This is a genomic window from Candidatus Desulfolinea nitratireducens, from assembly GCF_982879505.1.
This window is the reverse complement of the sequence record NZ_CEYOSI010000007.1, coordinates 17,124-35,723: the sequence shown is the minus strand read 5'-3', so window position 1 is coordinate 35,723 and position 18,600 is coordinate 17,124. Positions and strand designations below refer to the sequence as shown.

General features: G+C 48.7%; 21 protein-coding genes. 15 read left to right on the top strand and 6 right to left on the bottom strand.

Going from position 1 to position 18,600, the window contains the following annotated elements:
* The first annotated feature begins 2 nt into the window (after positions 1 to 2).
* Genes AC3DOM_RS01315 through AC3DOM_RS01305 form a run of 3 tightly spaced genes read left to right on the top strand, consistent with a single transcriptional unit; the run spans position 3 to position 2,518 of the window.
* On the top strand, positions 3 to 992 hold the full coding sequence (locus tag AC3DOM_RS01315) for an ABC transporter substrate-binding protein (RefSeq protein WP_487917215.1): 990 nt from the start codon (positions 3 to 5) through the stop codon (positions 990 to 992).
* Positions 993 to 1,040: 48 nt separating this feature from the next.
* Positions 1,041 to 1,691, top strand: coding sequence for an ABC transporter permease (locus AC3DOM_RS01310; protein ID WP_487917214.1), 651 nt, complete (start codon positions 1,041 to 1,043; stop codon positions 1,689 to 1,691).
* Positions 1,688 to 2,518, top strand: a complete 831-nt coding sequence (locus AC3DOM_RS01305) for an ATP-binding cassette domain-containing protein (RefSeq protein ID WP_487917213.1) — start codon at positions 1,688 to 1,690, stop codon at positions 2,516 to 2,518. Before AC3DOM_RS01310 ends, AC3DOM_RS01305 begins: the two co-directional genes overlap by 4 nt.
* Positions 2,519 to 2,660: 142 nt before the next feature.
* Here AC3DOM_RS01305 and AC3DOM_RS01300 read toward each other — a convergent pair whose 3' ends face one another.
* Together AC3DOM_RS01300 and AC3DOM_RS01295 are read right to left on the bottom strand one after the other, a co-directional pair.
* Positions 2,661 to 3,935, bottom strand: a complete 1,275-nt coding sequence (locus AC3DOM_RS01300; RefSeq protein WP_487917212.1) for a PQQ-dependent sugar dehydrogenase — start codon at positions 3,933 to 3,935, stop codon at positions 2,661 to 2,663.
* Between the two features lie 11 nt (positions 3,936 to 3,946).
* Positions 3,947 to 4,312, bottom strand: a complete 366-nt coding sequence (locus tag AC3DOM_RS01295; protein ID WP_487917211.1) for a YkvA family protein — start codon at positions 4,310 to 4,312, stop codon at positions 3,947 to 3,949.
* Positions 4,313 to 4,453: 141 nt separating this feature from the next.
* Between AC3DOM_RS01295 and AC3DOM_RS01290 the strand changes: the two genes are divergently transcribed.
* From AC3DOM_RS01290 to AC3DOM_RS01265, 6 genes are all read left to right on the top strand, one after another.
* Positions 4,454 to 4,858 (top strand): OsmC family protein, encoded by a 405-nt coding sequence (locus AC3DOM_RS01290; protein ID WP_487917210.1) that lies wholly within the window; start codon positions 4,454 to 4,456, stop codon positions 4,856 to 4,858.
* A 59-nt stretch (positions 4,859 to 4,917) separates the two neighbouring features.
* A complete protein-coding gene (locus tag AC3DOM_RS01285) occupies positions 4,918 to 5,400 on the top strand; it encodes an NYN domain-containing protein (protein ID WP_487917209.1) in 483 nt (160 codons plus the stop codon).
* Between the two features lie 200 nt (positions 5,401 to 5,600).
* Positions 5,601 to 6,602, top strand: a complete 1,002-nt coding sequence (locus AC3DOM_RS01280) for a histone deacetylase family protein (RefSeq protein ID WP_487917208.1) — start codon at positions 5,601 to 5,603, stop codon at positions 6,600 to 6,602.
* 9 nt (positions 6,603 to 6,611) lie between these two features.
* Positions 6,612 to 7,667: a hypothetical protein gene (locus AC3DOM_RS01275; protein WP_487917207.1), complete on the top strand. Its 1,056-nt coding sequence runs from the start codon at positions 6,612 to 6,614 to the stop codon at positions 7,665 to 7,667.
* Between the two features lie 16 nt (positions 7,668 to 7,683).
* Positions 7,684 to 8,298 (top strand): LysE family translocator, encoded by a 615-nt coding sequence (locus AC3DOM_RS01270; RefSeq protein ID WP_487917206.1) that lies wholly within the window; start codon positions 7,684 to 7,686, stop codon positions 8,296 to 8,298.
* Positions 8,299 to 8,416: 118 nt separating this feature from the next.
* Positions 8,417 to 10,042, top strand: a complete 1,626-nt coding sequence (locus AC3DOM_RS01265) for a hypothetical protein (protein WP_487917205.1) — start codon at positions 8,417 to 8,419, stop codon at positions 10,040 to 10,042.
* Positions 10,043 to 10,267: 225 nt separating this feature from the next.
* Here AC3DOM_RS01265 and AC3DOM_RS01260 read toward each other — a convergent pair whose 3' ends face one another.
* From AC3DOM_RS01260 to AC3DOM_RS01245, 4 genes are read right to left on the bottom strand one after another with little or no spacing between them, the layout of a single operon-like run.
* Positions 10,268 to 12,160: a heterodisulfide reductase-related iron-sulfur binding cluster gene (locus tag AC3DOM_RS01260; protein WP_487917204.1), complete on the bottom strand. Its 1,893-nt coding sequence runs from the start codon at positions 12,158 to 12,160 to the stop codon at positions 10,268 to 10,270.
* Entirely contained in the window at positions 12,157 to 12,597 is a 441-nt protein-coding gene (locus AC3DOM_RS01255) for a QcrA and Rieske domain-containing protein (RefSeq protein WP_487917203.1), read from the bottom strand. Before AC3DOM_RS01255 ends, AC3DOM_RS01260 begins: the two co-directional genes overlap by 4 nt.
* Positions 12,598 to 12,599: 2 nt before the next feature.
* Positions 12,600 to 13,001: a cytochrome b family protein gene (locus tag AC3DOM_RS01250; protein WP_487917202.1), complete on the bottom strand. Its 402-nt coding sequence runs from the start codon at positions 12,999 to 13,001 to the stop codon at positions 12,600 to 12,602.
* A gap of 17 nt (positions 13,002 to 13,018) precedes the next feature.
* On the bottom strand, positions 13,019 to 14,029 hold the full coding sequence (locus tag AC3DOM_RS01245; protein ID WP_487917201.1) for a cytochrome b: 1,011 nt from the start codon (positions 14,027 to 14,029) through the stop codon (positions 13,019 to 13,021).
* A 436-nt stretch (positions 14,030 to 14,465) separates the two neighbouring features.
* Here AC3DOM_RS01245 and AC3DOM_RS01240 point away from each other — a divergent pair, with 436 nt between their 5' ends.
* The 6 genes from AC3DOM_RS01240 to AC3DOM_RS01215 all read left to right on the top strand — a co-directional run.
* Positions 14,466 to 14,615 (top strand): hypothetical protein, encoded by a 150-nt coding sequence (locus AC3DOM_RS01240; protein WP_487917200.1) that lies wholly within the window; start codon positions 14,466 to 14,468, stop codon positions 14,613 to 14,615.
* A 147-nt stretch (positions 14,616 to 14,762) separates the two neighbouring features.
* Positions 14,763 to 14,999 (top strand): 4Fe-4S dicluster domain-containing protein, encoded by a 237-nt coding sequence (locus tag AC3DOM_RS01235; protein ID WP_487917199.1) that lies wholly within the window; start codon positions 14,763 to 14,765, stop codon positions 14,997 to 14,999.
* A gap of 21 nt (positions 15,000 to 15,020) precedes the next feature.
* Positions 15,021 to 16,148, top strand: coding sequence for a 3-methyl-2-oxobutanoate dehydrogenase subunit VorB (gene vorB, locus AC3DOM_RS01230; RefSeq protein ID WP_487917198.1), 1,128 nt, complete (start codon positions 15,021 to 15,023; stop codon positions 16,146 to 16,148).
* Between the two features lie 208 nt (positions 16,149 to 16,356).
* A complete protein-coding gene (locus tag AC3DOM_RS01225; RefSeq protein WP_487917197.1) occupies positions 16,357 to 17,130 on the top strand; it encodes a thiamine pyrophosphate-dependent enzyme in 774 nt (257 codons plus the stop codon).
* Between the two features lie 110 nt (positions 17,131 to 17,240).
* Complete coding sequence (locus AC3DOM_RS01220) at positions 17,241 to 17,795, top strand: 2-oxoacid:ferredoxin oxidoreductase subunit gamma family protein (RefSeq protein ID WP_487917196.1); 555 nt, start codon at positions 17,241 to 17,243, stop codon at positions 17,793 to 17,795.
* A gap of 193 nt (positions 17,796 to 17,988) precedes the next feature.
* On the top strand, positions 17,989 to 18,600 hold a 612-nt coding region (locus tag AC3DOM_RS01215; RefSeq protein WP_487917195.1), incomplete at its 3' end, for an FAD-dependent oxidoreductase.

Below are 18,600 nucleotides of genomic sequence, written 5' to 3'. Positions count from 1 at the left end.
ATGTGAATTTACCCTTAAGGGCACTCGTGCGAGCGGAGATTGCGAAGCGAAGCAAGCTCGTCCAATTTAGAGAAATCTATATATTGCGAGACTACTTCGTCGGGCTGTCGCCCTCCTCGCAGAATCGTCTTTTCATTTATTTTGAGCCACTACCGAAAAATTTTGTCATCACTGCCTTATTGCTCATCTTGTCACTGACCGCCTGTGGATCTACTGTGCAAGCGAATACCAATCTGATCCTTGCCACGACCACCAGCACGCAGGATTCTGGCCTCCTTGACGAGCTTGTGCCTCTCTTTGAAGAGCTGAGTGGCTACACCGTTCAGACCATAGCGGTTGGCACCGGTGCCGCCCTAAAGATGGCAGAAGAAGGTAATGCAGATGTTCTTCTCGTCCACGCACCCTCTGCAGAACTGGTTTTGATGGATGCGGGCTTTGGCAAAGATCGGATGCTCATCATGCATAATGATTTTGTGATTGTAGGTCCTGCCGATGATCCCGCAGAGATTCGCTCCTTGACTTCGGCTGGCGAGGCGTTTAGCAATATATTCAACACTGAAGCCGGATTCGTCTCCCGCGGCGACGACTCGGGGACGCACAAGAAAGAGAGATCCCTGTGGGCAAGTGCGGATCTGACTCCTGCCTGGGATGGATATATCGAATCCGGACAGGGCATGGGTGCGACCCTCATCATCGCCTCTGAAAAGCAGGCCTACACAATGACTGACCGCGCCACCTATCTTGCCATCCGGGATAATCTTGAACTCGAGATTTTGGTTGAAGGGGATGAGATCCTGCTGAATGTTTACCATGTCATGACGGTCAATCCTGATCTATGGGAAAACACCAATTATGAAGCTGCACTTGCTTTTGCCGAATTTTTGACCAGCAACGAGACTCAAGCTATCATCAAAGAATTTGGGATCGATAAATATGGGCAGCCCCTCTTCTTCCCAGATGCGGATAAAACCGATGCAGAATTAGGTTTATAATCTTTCATACGCAGGGGCGAAGGGCCGTCGCCCCTACAGTAAACCAATATGATATTCGACGCCGAAGTCTTCCAAATCACAATTCTCTCTCTGCAAATCTCCGCCCTTGCGACGGGGATTAGCCTTTTAATTGGACTGCCACTAGGTACAATGCTCGCACTGGGCAAATTTTGGGGGCGTTCCTTTTTCCTGAGCATTGTCAACACCGGGATGGGATTGCCCCCGGTCGTCGTCGGTCTCTTTGTGGCGATGATGCTGTGGCGATCGGGCCCTTTTGGTGATTTGCACCTCATCTATACACCCATGGCGATCATTATTGCACAAACGGTCATCTCCGCCCCGGTCGTGATAGGGTTGACAGCCGCCGCTCTGCAATCGCTTGATCCGCGTCTACAGCTTCAACTCTATGGCTTGGGAGCATCACGCTTGCAAATGATCTGGGCGTTGTGGCGGGAGGCGCGTCTGCCGCTTTTGGCCGCATTAATGGCAGGATTTGGCTCGGTCATCTCTGAAGTGGGGGCCTCAATGATGGTGGGCGGCAATATTCGTCACCAGACCAGGGTTTTAACGACGGCAATAGTGTTGGAAACAGGCAAAGGCAATTTTGATATCGCCATCGCCCTTGGCGTGTTGCTGCTTACGATCACATTTTTGGTTAACTGGGCATTAACCTGGATCCAACAAAAAGGGGCAAGATGACGGGTAAAAAAAGCCTCACCACCAGGAACACAAAGAGCACGAAGAAAAGCAAAAAATCTGTGAAAACTGTGGAGAAAAATGCTCTTGTCAAAATACGTGATCTGGAGATTCAGCGCGGCAAAGATACTGTCCTGCATGTTCCCGCGTTGGATATTCTCTATGGGGAGGTCTTGGCCGTCGTTGGTCCAAATGGAGCAGGAAAAAGCACCTTGCTTCTGGCGTTGGCCCGCCTGCTTAAGCCAGAGCGAGGAGAAATATTATTTAGCGACAAGCATTCTGCAGCGTATAAACAAGTCCAGATGGAGTCTGATACGATTTATCGTCGCCGTATCGCGCTGGTGATGCAGGATCCGCTTTTATTTGATCGATCAGTTTTCGAAAACGTGGCCTCCGGACTGCTTTTTAGGGGGGTGGAAAAAAATGAAATCAAGATCAAAGTACCGCTTTGGCTGGACCGATTGGGAGTGGCGCATTTATCAGAGAGACGAGGGGGAAAGCTCTCCGGTGGCGAAGCACAGCGCGTCAGCCTCGCACGGGCGTTGATCCTGGAACCTGAATTACTCCTGCTCGATGAACCATTTTCTGCACTGGATCCTCCCACACGAGCGCAACTCTTGGATGATTTGGGGAAATTATTAAATGAAACTTCCACGACAACTGTGTTCGTGACACATGATCTTCCCGAAGCTGCACAACTGGCTACTCGGATGGCAGTGATCATGAAGAATCAACTGCGCCAGGTGGGAGAACCGGATGCAATTTTTGCAAATCCGGCCTCTACTGATGTAGCCCGGTTTTTTGGAAATAATAAAAATATCCTCCCTTAAACGAACAATCCCGCGCTTTTCGCGAGATTGTTCAACCAACTCAAAAGGAGGAAAAGTTGTGGTGTTAACCACAACAAGTTTAGAAGATGTCAGACAAATTCACCAGTGACAGGAATCCTTTTGTGATATGACAAAAAGCTTCTCATTTTCTGACAAGGCGATAAAGCGATTCTGTTGAATAATCTGTCAGGTAGATATTTCCAGCCTGATCTTGTCCAAAGCTGGCAATTGAGAAATCGGCCTCCATTAATTTTTGTGTCTGCCAGATCCCATCTATTTGCAACAGGCCCCAAATCCTTCCTGAACAAAAATCTCCATATAGATAGAGACCCTGCCACTCAGGCAGCTCCGTACCACGATAAATCACACCACCTGTTACCGAGCAGCCCTGCCCATGGTCATATTCTGCAACTGGAGCAATCAACTCCGTTCCTGCGGGTGGTTCACCCGAGAAAGGATGCTGCCCTTCCCTATAGTTCCAGCCAAAATTCGCGCCGCCTGGCGAACCTGCGGGCAAAAAGTCAATCTCTTCCCATTGATTCTGTCCGACATCGCCGATATAAAGATCACCCGTTAACGAGTCGAAACTAAAACGCCAGGGATTGCGTAATCCTAAGGCCCAAATCTCACTACGTTGAATATCATTGAACGGATTATCAGCAGGAACGCCATATGGGGGCTCAGTGCTGTCTACGCTGATCCGCAATAGTTTGCCAAGATAAGTGTTCAAGTTTTGACCGTTGCCCCGCGGATCGTTCGCCGAGCCGCCATCACCGAGGCCGATGTAAAGGAATCCATCCGGGCCGAAGGCCATCCCACCGCCATTATGATTGCCAAAAGGCTGATCGACGTGGATAAAAGCAGTTTCGCTATCAGGGTTGGCCTGGTTCGGGTTTCCCGATACCTGGTAGCGGGCGATGACCGTATCCCCGTTGCGGTCTGAATAGTTGATAAAGAAATATCCGTTTTCAGCGTAATCAGGGTGAAAGGCCAGCCCCAACAGGCCTTGTTCTGAGTTTCTGGTGGCGATCTTATTCCCAATATTGAGAAAAGGCTCTTCCAGGACAAAGCCATTTTCGAGTACAAGAATTTTTCCGCCGCGTTCAACGATAAAGATACGCCCCGAATTATCACCGGCGTGTTGAATATCGAGGGGTTGGTCGAGGCCATTTGCCACCACCTCCCATTGAACTTCTGCTGCATCGGGGAATGTGCTTACAGAAGGGGGTGCTTCAGGTGCAGGCTCGGCAGTGGGTTCGGGAGCCGCACTCTCCGCTTTCAGCTCGGGGGAAAGGGCCTCCGTTGGGGATGGGGGAAGCGTAGCTATGTCGGGGGCCAGTTGAGGTGTAGGAGCGGGACGGCTTGAGCAGGCAGTAAGAAGAATGACTGCGATCAATCCGAAAATCAGCTTTTTCATCACACTCACCTTTATTCCTCCAATTCGACCACTTCTCCATCGACAATGTCGCCTTCATCGGTTGGAGTGACGCGCCCTGTCAGCAGGGAGATGTGTTCATCGACAACATCGGCAGGGCAAAGCTCAAGGAAGAGGGTGAACCCAAACCACATCACAGCAACATCGTCAGCTGCCCCGATTAGATTTATCAGGCCTCCAGGGATGAAATCGAAAGGGAAGATAAGGTAAGCCAGCGATCCCAGGGGGAGCAGTTTGATCAGCCCGTTGACCCGGCTGTCGTTCATTAAACGTAAAATCAGCTTGCCCCGGAGAATCATATTCTTAAAAATATTGCCATCCTCCGAAGAGATTTTCCTACTATTAAATTGATCTGTCATTATTTTCTCCTATTTCTTTGATTGATATGATTATACTGCCCTTCTATGTTTACGAAACATCCTGGCCAGGTTTTGTAACTTTTTTGAATTTATATCATCTAAATATTGTTGAACAAACTAATTAACCAGGAGTATTAACCAATGGAAATGATCATTGACCTTCCCGGCGGCGCACGGGTAGATGCGCATTTTGCGAATTTTACTGTCAAAACCGACCAGCCGACGGTGGGTGGTGGCGAAGACTCGGCCCCGACACCCTTCGCGCTCTTTCTTTCATCACTTGGAACCTGTGCCGGGATCTACGTCCTTGGCTTCTGTCGCCAGCGTGGGCTTTCAACCGATGGAATTCGGATCGCCCAGCGCATGCATAGCAACCCGATAACTGGGTTGGTCGGGAAAATTGAGTTGGAGATACAGGTTCCACCTGAGTTCCCTGAAAAATATCGTCCCGCGCTGATCCGTTCAGCGGAACAATGTGCGGTGAAGAAGCATTTTGAAAATCCGCCTTCCTTTGAGATCACGACAAAAGAAGTGGCGCTGGCGTAGTCTTAACAAGGGCGACCGACCGGTCGCCCACCCTTTTTATAAAGGTGTACAATAGACAGATGCCCTATATCATTGACGGACATAACCTGATTCCCCGCGTGGGATTACACCTCGATGCACTCGACGATGAAATGGCATTGGTGGAAATCTTGCGTGAATTTTGTCGCGTCAAGAAAAAACGGGTCGAGGTCTATTTTGATGGCGCTCCACCCGGGCAAAATGGCAAACGAAAATTTGGTTACGTGACGGCGCATTTCGTTCGCAAGGGGCGTTCAGCCGATGATGCCATCCGCGCCCGGTTGCAGAAAATGGGAAACGCCGCCCGCAATTGGACAGTGGTTTCCTCCGATCGGGAGGTGATTACCAGCGCAAAGTCGGTTCGTGCCAGCCATATATCAGCAGATGAGTTCGCACAGCAGATCGAAGAGACAAAACTGATTACGCAGAGCGATCCCGTTGAAGATAAATCTCTCTCAGGGCAAGAAGTAGAACAATGGCTCGACCTGTTTTCATCAAAAAAACCCCCAACAGAAAAACTCTAATTTTGTTTTAATATAATTACGGTAAATATGATGTATATTATCTGTAATGGCACTTACGTTCCCTTTTACTGGTATCAAGTAAGTGTTAACCACCAATAGCATGCCCCCCCCATGCTAAACAATTTGGTGGTGTCCCTCCCCCTTGATCGCCAAGTTTTTATGCTTGGCGATCTTTATTTAAATCCCTGTATAATAAAGCCATGCAAACCGTATATAGTCTTCTCCGCTCTCCACACCACCACCAAAGCGGACATCCGGAATCGCCGGAACGATTTAGGTTATTGGATGAAATTTTTGCTGCGCATTCAGGGATAAAAGAACTTGACACCGTACCAGCCACGCTGGATGAAATTAGTCGCGTCCACAAGCCAGGTATGATCCAGGCTCTTGAAATCGCATCCCCGGGATTGATCGACCACGCTCCGACCTATGTGACTTCAAGCTCCTTTGATGACGCATTGTTGGCTGCGGGCGCGACCCTGGCCTGCACTCGCGCTGTTTGGGATGGTGCTGCGAGAAATGCATTTGCTCTTGTCCGCCCACCGGGACATCATGCTGAGCCGACCCACGCAATGGGATTTTGCATCTTCAATAATATAGCCATTGCTGCGAAAGATGCGTTGAAACGAGGTGCAGAACGAGCCATGGTGGTTGATTTCGATGCTCATCATGGCAACGGGACACAGGCAGCTTTTCTCGACGACGAAAGTTTGGGATTTCTCTCCATCCATCAGGGAGGTATATACCCTGGCACAGGCCATCTGGAAGATGCTCCCCATGCACGCGGACGTATTATCAACCTACCCTTGCCCGCCTTCACCGGGGATATCCGTTTTCGTCAAATAGCCGAGGAGGTCATCACTCCCTTTGTACGCAAATTTCGACCGGAAATGATCTTTGTTTCGGCAGGTTTTGATTCGCATTGGAGCGATCCGCTGACACAGCTGGGGCTATCCACACAAGGATTCTTTGAAATATCACGACATTTGGTTGAATTGGCAGATCAAGTTTGTGGCGGTAAAATTGTTTTTGCGTTGGAGGGTGGTTACGACGCGCGAAATGTAGCGAAGGGTGTGGATGCTGTTTTTTTAGCGGAAGCAGGCCGAGAATTCACGAACGGAAGGGGTGACTTGTCGCCTTATCCCGAACCAAATATTGAAAATCTCATCCAGGCTGTGCGTGAGTTACATCAGTTAGATTAAGGAGTGATTATGAGCAAAGGATCAGGCAAGTTTATCCAACTTGAATGGGAATGCCCACAATGCGATGGGCGTAATCCGGGGCCGGAGCAGAGCTGCCTGAGTTGCGGTGCGCCCCAACCTGACGATGTCGAATTTGTTGCACCCGCTGAACGGAAATATGTGAGTGATGAAAAATCGCTAAAAGCCGCCAGATCAGGTGCGGATATTCATTGCGGATTTTGCGATACGCGCAACCCTGGTAATGCAGAAATATGTTCCCAGTGTGGAGGAGATCTGGCCGAGGGTGAACGCCGTAAGGCTGGTGGTGAGGTCCACCAACGAGCGGCAGAGCAAAAGATACGCTGCTCAAATTGTGATGCGGAAAATACTTCCTCGAATCATACCTGCGCAGAGTGTGGTGCCCCGCTGGCACAGCAAAAGCTTGCCTCAGCTCAGTCGGATGCAAAAGGGATAAAAGCATCTGGAGGCGCGAAAGAAAAAGCATCACCAAAGAAGCGAGGATGTATTATCGGTGCAGTTTTGGCTGTGATTGCCTTATGCGTAGCTGGTGCTGTTTTTCTCTTTGCCCCCAGTGAGAGTGTGGCAGGCACAGTTAGCGATGTGCATTGGCAGACGAGTATTGCAGTGCAAGAGCAGCAGGAAGTGCGCCATGATAATGAGACAGGTAGCGTGCCCTCGGATGCGTATGATGTCTCTTGTCATACAGAGAGTGAACAGGTCTGCACCACAGAATTAGTCGATCAAGGGAATGGCTTCGCCGAGGAAGTGGAATCTTGCGACACTCAGAACGAAGAATATTGCTCCTACACGGCATTGGAATGGCAAACCATTGAGACATTTACGATGGATGGTAACGATTACAATCCCAGCTATGCCAGCCCCTCCTTGAGCAATGAACAACGTTTGGGAAATGAGGATATAGATTATTCGGTCAACTTTAGCACCGAGAAGGGAAATATCGACTACGCCCCGGACGATCTGGATGAGTATCGGCAGTTCCAGCTTGGCAGCTCGTGGAATTTGAATTTGAATCGGCTTGGCACTGTAGTAAGCGTGGAGCGATAAAAGGAGTAGTATTTATATGGAACCAGCATTTCTGTTCAAAGGGATTCTGATTGGATTCTCCATCGCCGCCCCAGTAGGACCGATTGGTGTACTATGTATTAATCGCACCCTCGCTAAGGGGCGCCTCGCAGGGTTTATTTCAGGATTGGGGGCGGCAACAGCCGATGGCATCTATGGATGCATCGCGGGCTTTGGGCTGACCTTCATCTCTCAATTCCTGGTCGATCAAGAAAACTGGCTTCGGCTCATTGGTGGAGTTTTTCTCCTTTTTTTGGGAATTAAAACCTTCCTGGCAAAAACAACAGGTGTAGCTAACCCAGGTACAGAAAATGGATTGTTTAGGGCTTATCTGTCCACTTTTTTTCTGACCCTTACCAATCCGCTTACGATCCTTTCTTTTGTAGCGATTTTTGCAGGGATGGGAATTGTTAATTCAGATGGGAATTATATCTCTGCAATCATGTTGGTCCTGGGAGTCTTCATAGGTTCCATGCTTTGGTGGACGCTTTTGAGCAGCGGCGCAAGCTTTTTTCAGAAAAAGATCAATGCAGATGGCATGGCATGGATCAATAAAATTTCTGGTCTGATCATCACTGGTTTTGGTGTGGTGGCTCTTTCAGGCATATTATGATCATCAGGTCGTTCAAAATCTGCCCTCATTGGTGATATCGGTTTGTAAGTTGTTTTTGTAAAAAAAAATTTCTATCTGCTATAATGAAATCAAGATTTCCTCCATATGGATAGAAGTTATGGTAGTTCAGAAGCGAAGGGTGAATAGCGGGGTGGTTTTTGTCTTCCTTTTGAGTTGGTTTGCCGCCATGCTCAGCACAGGAAGCGCTTCTGCCGCGTCTGATATCCCTCCCGGTCCTGATCGTTTTACCTACATCTCTGAGAACTACACCAACTATCAATGGTGGCTCTTGCGTTGGGAGGACAGTGAGATCGTTTGTGAAATCAATATTGAACACGAAGATTTGCCAACCCTGGACGAAGTCTATGTAGATTGCGGGGAAGATCTCTACACTGCCTGGGTTAATCAAAATGCCTGTCCCGTCGAAATTCTCCAACACAGCCCCGAAGAATGTCCTGGCTACTATATGCATCTTGCTTCCAGCGCGCCTGCCCAGCGGGAAATCTCCATTGCGTTGCCCCCTTCCGTTGTATGGCTGGATCTCGAGGGTTGTATTATCGAATCGACGACAAACCGTTGCGAATCCCCCCCGGCGCTTGCTCTGCGCGGCGATGAACCTCTTTCTGGTGAAGAAATAATCCGCATTACTGGTGAACTCGATGGGGAACCTTTCTCCTGCAACGGTACGTACTGCGAGCTGCCTCTCTCTGAAACAGATGACGAAGGTGTAAGCCTCACGTTTTGGGCCACCTCCAGTTATGGCGATAGCAGCCACGTCTTCGATGCACGTTTGCGAGTGAGCCTTGCTGAAGATGATGAGAGTGACCAATTCTGGTATGTGGATATTCTCAGCTCGCAGTGGCGCGGTGAAGCAAATGCGAGTTGTGCTGAGAGCTGGGACGCCTTCCCTCCCGTTGGGGGCGCACCAGAATGGCTTTCCACCCCTGAAAAAATTTCTGATCTCGAGTCTGATTATTCCTATGCCTATCTTGCTGGAAATTTGATCTCAAGAAATATTGTAGATGCCAGCCAATGCCCTGATTTTGGACTTGACTTCAACGGACAGGCAACTGCTTGTGGTCTCGATATTGCCCAGTCCGCAATGAGTGAATGGCAAAACCGTTTTGACACCTTGATTATGAAATCGGCAGAGGAGACCAGCATCCCGGCAAATTTGCTGAAACGGCTCTTTGCTCGGGAAAGTCAGTTTTGGCCGGGTATATTCAACGCAGGAAACGATGTGGGCTTGGGACAATTGACTGAAAACGGGGCTGATATTGCCTTTTTATGGAACCCGGTCTTCTTTGAAAAATTCTGTCCCCTTGTTTTGAGTGATGAAAAGTGCGAAGCAGGCTATTTGTTTCTGGATGAAGATGAGCAAGAAAGAATACGCGGAGCACTGGTTTACAGCGTCAATGCAACCTGTGTTGATTGTCCTCTTGGACTTGATATTACTCAGGCCGAATTCAGTGTAGAGGTTTTTGCGCATACCTTGTTGGGAAGCTGCGAACAAACCGGGCGTGTCGTTCATAATAATACAGATGAAAAACCTGGTGAAACAACCAGCTATGAAGATATGTGGAAATTTACGCTTGTAGATTACAACGCCGGAGCTGGATGTCTCTCTCTTGCGATTGGCAAAACACTAGATGAAAATGATGTCCTGGATTGGGGGAATCTCTCCAATAATTTAACGCCGGTTTGTATGGAGGCAAAAGATTATGTGGAAGATATTAGCCAATAAACCTCTTGTAGTTGTGCTCTAACCGCCGTCCTTCGCGTAGCATACTCGCAGAGTGCGGCGGCCTTTATCAAGAGAGCCTGCGCCGAGGACGGCGCAGGAAGCGCAGTGAAAAAATTTTTCACAAGAAGTCTTATAGCAATTAAAAGAGCCAGACAAATTTTATCGTCTGACTCTTTTTAATTTAAACCACTAATTAATCTAGAAACTTAATGGAATTTAGTTTTGCTACTTTTTCGCACCATCTAATTGTTTTTCGAGAACTTCAGCAATATCAAGAACCTGAATATTTTCGCTCATGCCCTTGGAATTGAGAGCATCTTCGAACATGGTCAGGCAATAGGGGCAGGCTGTTGCCACTACATCTGCTTCCACATCGAGGGCATCTTGTAAACGTCGTTGGTTGATGCGTTTATCAGTATCTGTTTCAACCCACATGCCACCGCCACCCGCGCCACAACAGAAGCTATTTTCACCGCAACGAGCCATTTCAACCCGATCTGTTTTTGCTTTGTCTAGCAAATCACGGGGTGCCTCATACTCTCCGTTGTAGCGTCCCAGATAGCAGGAGTCGTGATAGGTCAGGCGACCCTGAACGCCATTGCCCTCAGCCTGATCCAAAGACAGATCATCTGCAATTTCGGTCAATAATTGGCTGGAGTGGATCACTTCAAAATTTCCACCCATTTGCGGATACTCATTTTTCAAGGTATTGAGACAATGGGGACATTGAGAGACAATCCGTTTAAATTTAATCTCGTTGAATATCTCAATGTTCTGTTCAGCCATCACCTGGAAAATATATTCATGTCCCATGCGGCGGGCAGTTTCACCACAGCAAGCTTCATCCATGCCGAGGACACCAAAATCGACGTTGGCTTTTTGGAGCAATTTGACAAAGGATTGGGTTACCTTCTTGTTTCGCTCATCAAATGCGGCGGCACAGCCAGCAAAGAAAAGGATATCTGTTTCATCGCCGGGGGAGAGTTCGCGTACATTTAACCCCTCAGCCCATTTCATGCGATCCTGTGGAGGCATTCCCCACGGATTTCCCTGGCGTTCCATATTCCGCAATGTGTCGCCCACAGATTTGGGCATCTCGCCGGTTGAAAGGGTTTGATAGCGGCGCAGGTCAACAACACGTTCGGGCGGGCGGATGAAGATCGGGCAGCGCGTCAGACAAGCGCCACAGGTTGTGCAAGCCCATAATGTACCCTCAGCAAACATTTCAGCGGGCAATTCCGGCGAGCCACCCCCATTCTTCTTGATCAGAGAGCTGAATGCGTTCTGCCGTAATCCCTGCAATAATGTGCGTGGTGAATAATTCATGCCACTGGCTGTTGCCGGGCAAACATCTTCACAACGCCCACAATCCAGGCAGGCATCAAAAGAAAGCAATTCCCGCGAAGAGAATTCGTTGATATTGCCAACCCCTAAAACCTCGATATTCTCAATATCTTCAATTTTCTCCAAAGCACCCATTGCCCGACGAGGGCGCAGCAGGATATTGAGCGGTGCCATGAGCATGTGGCGCATTTTTGTGAAAGGCAGGGCCGCACCAAATGTTAAACCGAGAAAGGTATGTACCAGCAGGAAAAATGGTTGCAAGCGAAAAGCGATTTCAGGGGTGAGTCCCCAGGATTGATACCAACCTGCGACAATAACGCCCATAAAGGAGTATCCACTCCAGGTTGGCGCAGCACTGGTCAATCGCATCGCTTCGGTGGTGAATCCGGCCAAGGCCATCAAGGTGAGCAGGATAACCGCGAAATAATCATCCCATTTATAACCCAGATATTTGGGCTTCATCACCAAACGTCGAATTACAGCCATAAACACGCCAACCAGAATGAAAATCCCAGCCAGGTCCATGATCCATTCGTAGAAGAAATAGGCACCCTCGCGTGGAATTGTCAACTCAAAGGGTGTGAAGAGTTTCATCTGCATCAGGTTGATGGCTGTGCCAATGATCTGAATGCTGACACCCCAGAAGAGCAGGAAGTGCATGATGCCGGGATAGATCTTCTTCCATACGCGTGCCTGCAAGATACTGAATACGAAGAAATCGAGTACTTGAGGCCAAAATTGTTTTTTTTCGGTTACGGGAGTTTCGACGGTCATGATTCATCTCCAGCGCTGACGTAAATATTCCCATCAAGCACCTCTATATGCAGGGCTGTCAGGGGTGTTGGGGGCGGTCCAGAAATGACTGCGCCATCCAGAGGATTAAAGAAACCCTCATGACATGGGCAGGCAATTTGTTCAATTTCAGCATTCCATGTGCAAAGACAAGCAAAATGTGTGCATACCGCTGAATAGGCCTTCAGCCCTTCTTTTGTATTAATCACCAGCGCAGGGTAACGTCCAAAGGCAACAGTTTTCCCCTCACCGACAGGCAGATCATTTTCGGGGGCAACCAGGACCGGGTCAGAGGGCGTTTCTTCCAAATTCGGGGGGAAGAAAAAGGCGAGTACAGGAACAGCCAGAGCGGTCAGGCCTATCGCGCCTAATACCTTATTCGTCATTTTTAAGAAATCACGTCTTGTAATTTTGCTCATGATTAACTTACCTCTCCCCAGACTGACAATGCACCAATAAGCAACAGTAAAACGACGGCGATGATCAGGCGGTTACGTTCGCTTTTATGAGTTGTATCAGGCTTTCGATCAATAAATGGCCACAGCATTAGCAGGAAAACTGCGACCACAGGGGCTGTAGCGCCAAATGTCTTGGGGACGAATTTCAGCATCTGATACAGAAATAGAAAGTACCACTCCGGTTTGGCGTGCTCTGGCGTCACCATTGGATCGGCAGGTTCGCCTAATCCCACGGGATACCAAAGGGCAACAGCTCCGATGATGAAGAGCAGGATTCCAAAGCCTAAGGCAACTTTTGCCTCGAGAGTAATATGATCCGGGAAAAAGGGGACGGTTGAATCGTCTTTAGGTTTTCTTTCAGTCATGTGATTTCTCCAGCTGCCTATAAAGGTTTATGGATGCCTTGTTTGCGCACCATGATGAAGTGCAAGAGCATCATGCCGACAATTAGCGCAGGCAAAATCAGAATATGAAGCGCATAGAATCGGCTCAGTGTCAGGGAGGTGATATTCCATCCCACACGCATATAGACGAGCGCCAATTCACCGATAGCGGGGATGCCTCCGGCGATCTCTGTGGCTACCGTGGTTGCCCAGTAAGCTCGTTGATCCCAAGGGAGTAAATAACCCGTGAGGCCAAATCCCATTGTAGTAATAAAGAGAATAACGCCACTGACCCAGTTAAGCTCTCGAGGTTTTCGAAAAGCGCCATTTACATAAACGCGGGCCATATGCGCGACAACCATCAAGACCATGCCATTTGCAGACCAGTGATGGATCGCCCTTATTGCAGCGCCAAAGCGTACTTGTGTTTCAATAAACTGGATACTGGCGTATGCTCCTTCCGGCGTGGGCTGATAATAGAAGGCCAGCATCGTGCCGGTAACGCCCTGGACGACAAAAAGAAAGGCTGTCAGCCCGCCCAGACAATACCACCATCGTCGTTGCCATTGCGGAACAGGTTTGTTGAGAAACTTGGAGAGCGGGTCTTTCAGGTCATAGCGTTCATCAATCCATTCCCAAACGCGAGTGGCTATGGGTTTCCACTGCTCTCGGCTTTTCCAAACACTAAGGCTTCGGACAGTACCGAAAAGGAAGATCAATCCCATTGAACCAAAGGTCACCCAACGGATCAGAGGTGTCCAAATCCCTTTTTCTTCCCCGAGAATATGGCAATGGAGGCAGGGGTCCTGGTTGGGTGGAGGAGGTAAGGCCGCGATATTTTCTCCCTGATGGTAGGTAGCTTCTGCAGCACCAGCCTCTGTAAGGGTTGTCCAATCCGGGGATTCACCAAGCTCGGATGAATAGGCTCTTTCGGTGGTAATAGAAAATGATATTGCTGCTACTACGATAATGATGCCGATTATCATCATTCGGCGAGATAGTTTTTTCATAGACTGCCTCCGGCGTAATAATAGATTATGAATTGAATACTTAAACCGACTCGTTAAATTCACATCCAACATATTTTACGATAATAGTCCGTATTACCTGCATGACCTTCCGCTTAATCATTGCATGTACTTCCACGTGATTTATTGATATTCAGATAACCAGGTTATGAGCGTCCCGCAGGTTTGTGTTGCTTTAAAATCTGAATTACGGGAACCTGCGGGACGTTTTAGGTAGAGAAAATTACCAAACTTAAGTGAACATCTATAAAAATAACCGATGAATGTTATGCTTAAAATAGTAGGAATGGACCTTGTGCCTTTCCCTGAATACTTGTTATAGTTGGCTTTGCATGGTTAATGCTTGGACTTGTCCAGTGACTTTTAACCAGGCTGATTTCTTTTAACAACAAACTCTTGTTTCCAGGGAGATTATTAAATGCCCGTAAAAAGATGGAGCGAAGATTTTAAGATGCTTTGCCAAGGCAATCGCTCCTGTTTATCAAGTAGGGAAGATGCTGCCAAAGTGGATGGCAGCGAACTAAAAGTACTGGATATAGCCGGGATAATTATTTTGCGGCTTGAATAGTCACATATACAGATAGGGCAGGAATACATCCTGCCCTATTTTTTTCTATTATTCCCCTCTACCTCCCCCCGTAAACAGGGGAGAACCCGCGTTCCTCCCCCGAGAGCGGGGAAGGCTAGGTGGGAGCTACAAAAGGAGTTTCAAAATATGGCTCTAAAAGGCACAATTGTCGTAGATCCAATGCACTGTAAAGGATGCAGCCTTTGTGTGGATGCTTGTCCCCAAAATGTGATTGCATTGGATATGGAACACCTGACACCAAAAGGTTACCATCCCGCCCACTTAATTGCGGAAGGGTGCACAGGTTGTGTGATTTGCGCAATAGTTTGCCCGGATGCAGCCATCACGGTTTATCGCGAAGCCCCACAGCGCAGGAAAAAGTAGAGTTTTAAGGAGTATGGCAAGATGGCAAAACAATTACTAAAGGGCAATGAAGCATTTGCCGAGGCGGCAGTCCGCGTTGGAGTTGAAGGGTTTTTTGGTTATCCGATTACACCCTCAACAGAATTTCTGGAATATATGGCAAAACGAATGCCTGCCTTGGGACGTGGCTTTGTCCAGGCTGAAAGTGAAGTCGCCGCGATCAATATGGTCTATGGTGCGGCTTGTGCTGGTAAACGCACGATGACAGCAACATCTGGCCCTGGCCTTAGTTTAATGAGTGAGGGTATCTCCTATATCGCCGGGACAGAAGTACCAGCAGTGATCGTAGATGTGATGCGCGGTGGTCCGGGTTTGGGTAATATTGCGCCTTCGCAGAGTGATTATAACCAGATGGTCAAAGGCGGCGGGCATGGTGATTATTTTCCCATTGTCCTGGCACCGGCCACAGTACAGGAAGCAATAGACTATATCGCACTTGCCTTTGATCTGGCAGAAAAATATCGCTCTGTCGTATTTGTTGCCGTGGATGGTAATCTCGGGCAAATGATGGAACCGGCTGAGCTGCCCCCCATGCGAAAGCTTCCTGAAAAACCGCCTGAGTGGGCGGTGTATGGCGCCAAAGATCGTAAACCGAATATTCTTACCTCTATCTACATCGATCCACCCGATGAAGAAGTGGTCAATATCCGCCTGTTAAAGCGTTGGATGGAAATTCAGAAGAATGAAGTGCGTTTTCAGGAGCATTCATTGGAAGACGCCGAAATTGGAATCATCAGTTTTGGTGTTGCGGGACGGGTTGCTTTGTCAGCCGTGCATACTGCCAGGGAGGAGGGGATCAAAGTGGGGCTGTTCCGTCCGATCACATTGGCACCCTTCCCGAAGAAAGCGATCGAAGAACTGAGTAAACGTGTCAGGCGTATTTTAGTGGTAGAAATGAACACCGGGATGATGCTGGAAGACGTAAAGCAGGCCGTTGGCGGGCGCGTCCCGATTGAGTTTTATGGTCGCATTGGCGGGATAACACCTTTCCCCGATGAAATTTTGGACGAGATTCGCCGTGTCAATCAGAATAATGAAAATATCCCGGACGGGATGGAGCGGGTCGAATGGCTGGAACGCCTTGAAGAAAGAATTGCGAGAGGCGAATAATGGATAAGATACTTCAGGTTTATCCATTTCAAAAAAAACAAAAAGACTTGTCTTTGCGAGGCCGCTTTACCGCCGAAGCAATCTCTTTGACAGTGAGAGAGACTGCTCACCTGCACTCCCGAAGGATACCGGGACGGTGTGCAAAGTACGTAGTGCGGCGCATGTGTCGCAAAAAGATGCTCGCAGAATCAGGGTAGTGAGGTGAATAATGGGTTTTGAAAAAATGGAAATTGTTTACAAGCGACCAGAATCGCTAACGGATACTACAACGCATTATTGCCCAGGTTGTACGCATGGCACAGTACATCATTTGGTGGCAGAAGTTTTGGATGAAATGGGAATCCGCGAGAAGACGATCGGTGTTGCGCCAGTAGGCTGCTCGGTCTTTGCATACGATTACTTTAACCACGATTTTGTAGAAGCGGCCCACGGACGAGCCCCGGCGATGGCAACCGGTATCAAGCGTGTCTCGCCAAATAACACTGTTTACACTTATCAGGGTGATGGTGATCTGGCCTCAATTGGTATGGGCGAGATTGTCCACGCAGCGATACGCGGCGAAAATATCACCGTGGTATTCATCAACAATGCCATCTATGGGATGACAGGCGGTCAGATGGCTCCCACAACCTTGCCCGGAATGAAGACTACCTCTTCTCCTTTGGGGCGTGACGTGGAGCTAGCGGGTTACCCTATTCGCATGGCAGAAATGCTTTCTACTATTGATGGGGCTAGTTATGTGGTCCGCCGAAGCATGCATAATCCCGCCAATATTCGGAAGGTAAAAAAAGCCATTCGAAAGGCATTTGAAGTTCAGGAGCAAGGCCTGGGCTTTTCCATCGTGGAAGTGCTCTCATCCTGCCCGACGAACTGGAAAATGTCCCCGGTGGAATCTCTTGATTTTATTCGCGATCATATGGTCCCCTATTACCCGTTGGACGATTTCAAAGTCCTTCCCGAAGTGAGGGCAATTCGAGTTTAAAAGCATAAAAAATAACCACGAAGAGCACGAAGTCCCACGAAGAAAAAACTTTTTATTTTTCACTTTGTGACCCTTTGTGTCCTTTGTGGTGAAGAAAGATGGAGATAATTATGGAAACCAGTATTATTGTTTCTGGATTTGGCGGACAAGGGACCTTATTTGCCGGGCAGGTTTTGGCTTATGCTGCTTTGGATGCAGGCAAGCAGGTCACCTGGATCCCCTCTTATGGCCCTGAGATGCGCGGCGGTACTGCGCGCTGCACCGTGATCATCTCGGATGAAGAAATTGGTTCGCCCCTGACGCGTAATCCCTCCTCCGTAATTGCGCTGAATCTCCCCTCGCTGGATATGTATGAACCCCTGATTGAGAGTGGTGGCCTGTTGATCGTCAATTCCTCCCTCATTCCCCGCAAAGTAGAGCGCGAAGGTGTACGGGATATTTATATTCCCGCCTCAGAGATGGCCGAGGAGATCGGCAACGTGCGTTTGGCGAATATGCTCATGATCGGGGCGTTGCTTGAGGCCGAGGAAATTCTTCCCCTGGAGATTGTTAAAAAATCTCTTAAAGAGCATATCCCTGAGCGGCATAAAAATACCCTGCCAAACAATTTCAAGGCGATGGATGAGGGCGCGAAATTTATTAAGGAATTGGCTTTGGCTGTATAGCTCGATTCATATGCAGAAAATATAGCAAATGCGACCCGTCTGCGCTACAATTGCTCAGATAGGTTGTTTTAATATATGCCCCCTCTAGCTCCCCCCGTTTCACAGGGGGAGAACAGTCCCTCCCCCGCGAGCGGGGGCACTCTGCGAGTATGCTTCGCGAAGGCCAGGTGGGGGCTTAAAAAGGAGTTTCAATATGGAAAATAATTACGATGTTGTCGTCATCGGCGCAGGGCCGGGCGGCTATGTGGCTGCCATCCGTGCCGCGCAACTGGGGAAGAAAACTGCAATTATTGACAAGCAATGGTTGGGCGGGGTTTGCCTGAATGTCGGTTGTATCCCATCAAAGTCGCTGCTGAAAAACGCTGATGTGGCGCATACCTTGCGTGAACGCGGCAAGGAACTGGGTTTCTCTTTTGAGAATTTAACGCTCGATTTTGGTGTGGCGGTTAAACGCTCACGCCAGGTTTCGAACCGCCTGGTCAAGGGGATCGACTTCCTGATGAAGAAGAATAAGATCGATGTCCATATGGGCACGGCGAAATTAACTGCAAAAGATACCGTTAAAGTCGTCGCCGCCCTAAAGGATGCTGACGCGAAGGACGGCGCCGAGAGCATTTTAGTTGCAAAAAATATCATCGTTGCGACGGGGGCAAGCGCGATGGTTCCGCCCGCCTGGAAGGTGGATGGGGAGAAGATCGTCACTTATCTGGAAGCGATCACGCAGGAGAAATTACCGAAATCGGTCGTCATCATTGGCTCTGGCGCGATCGGCGTGGAATTCGCCACAGTCTGGAATTCCTACGGC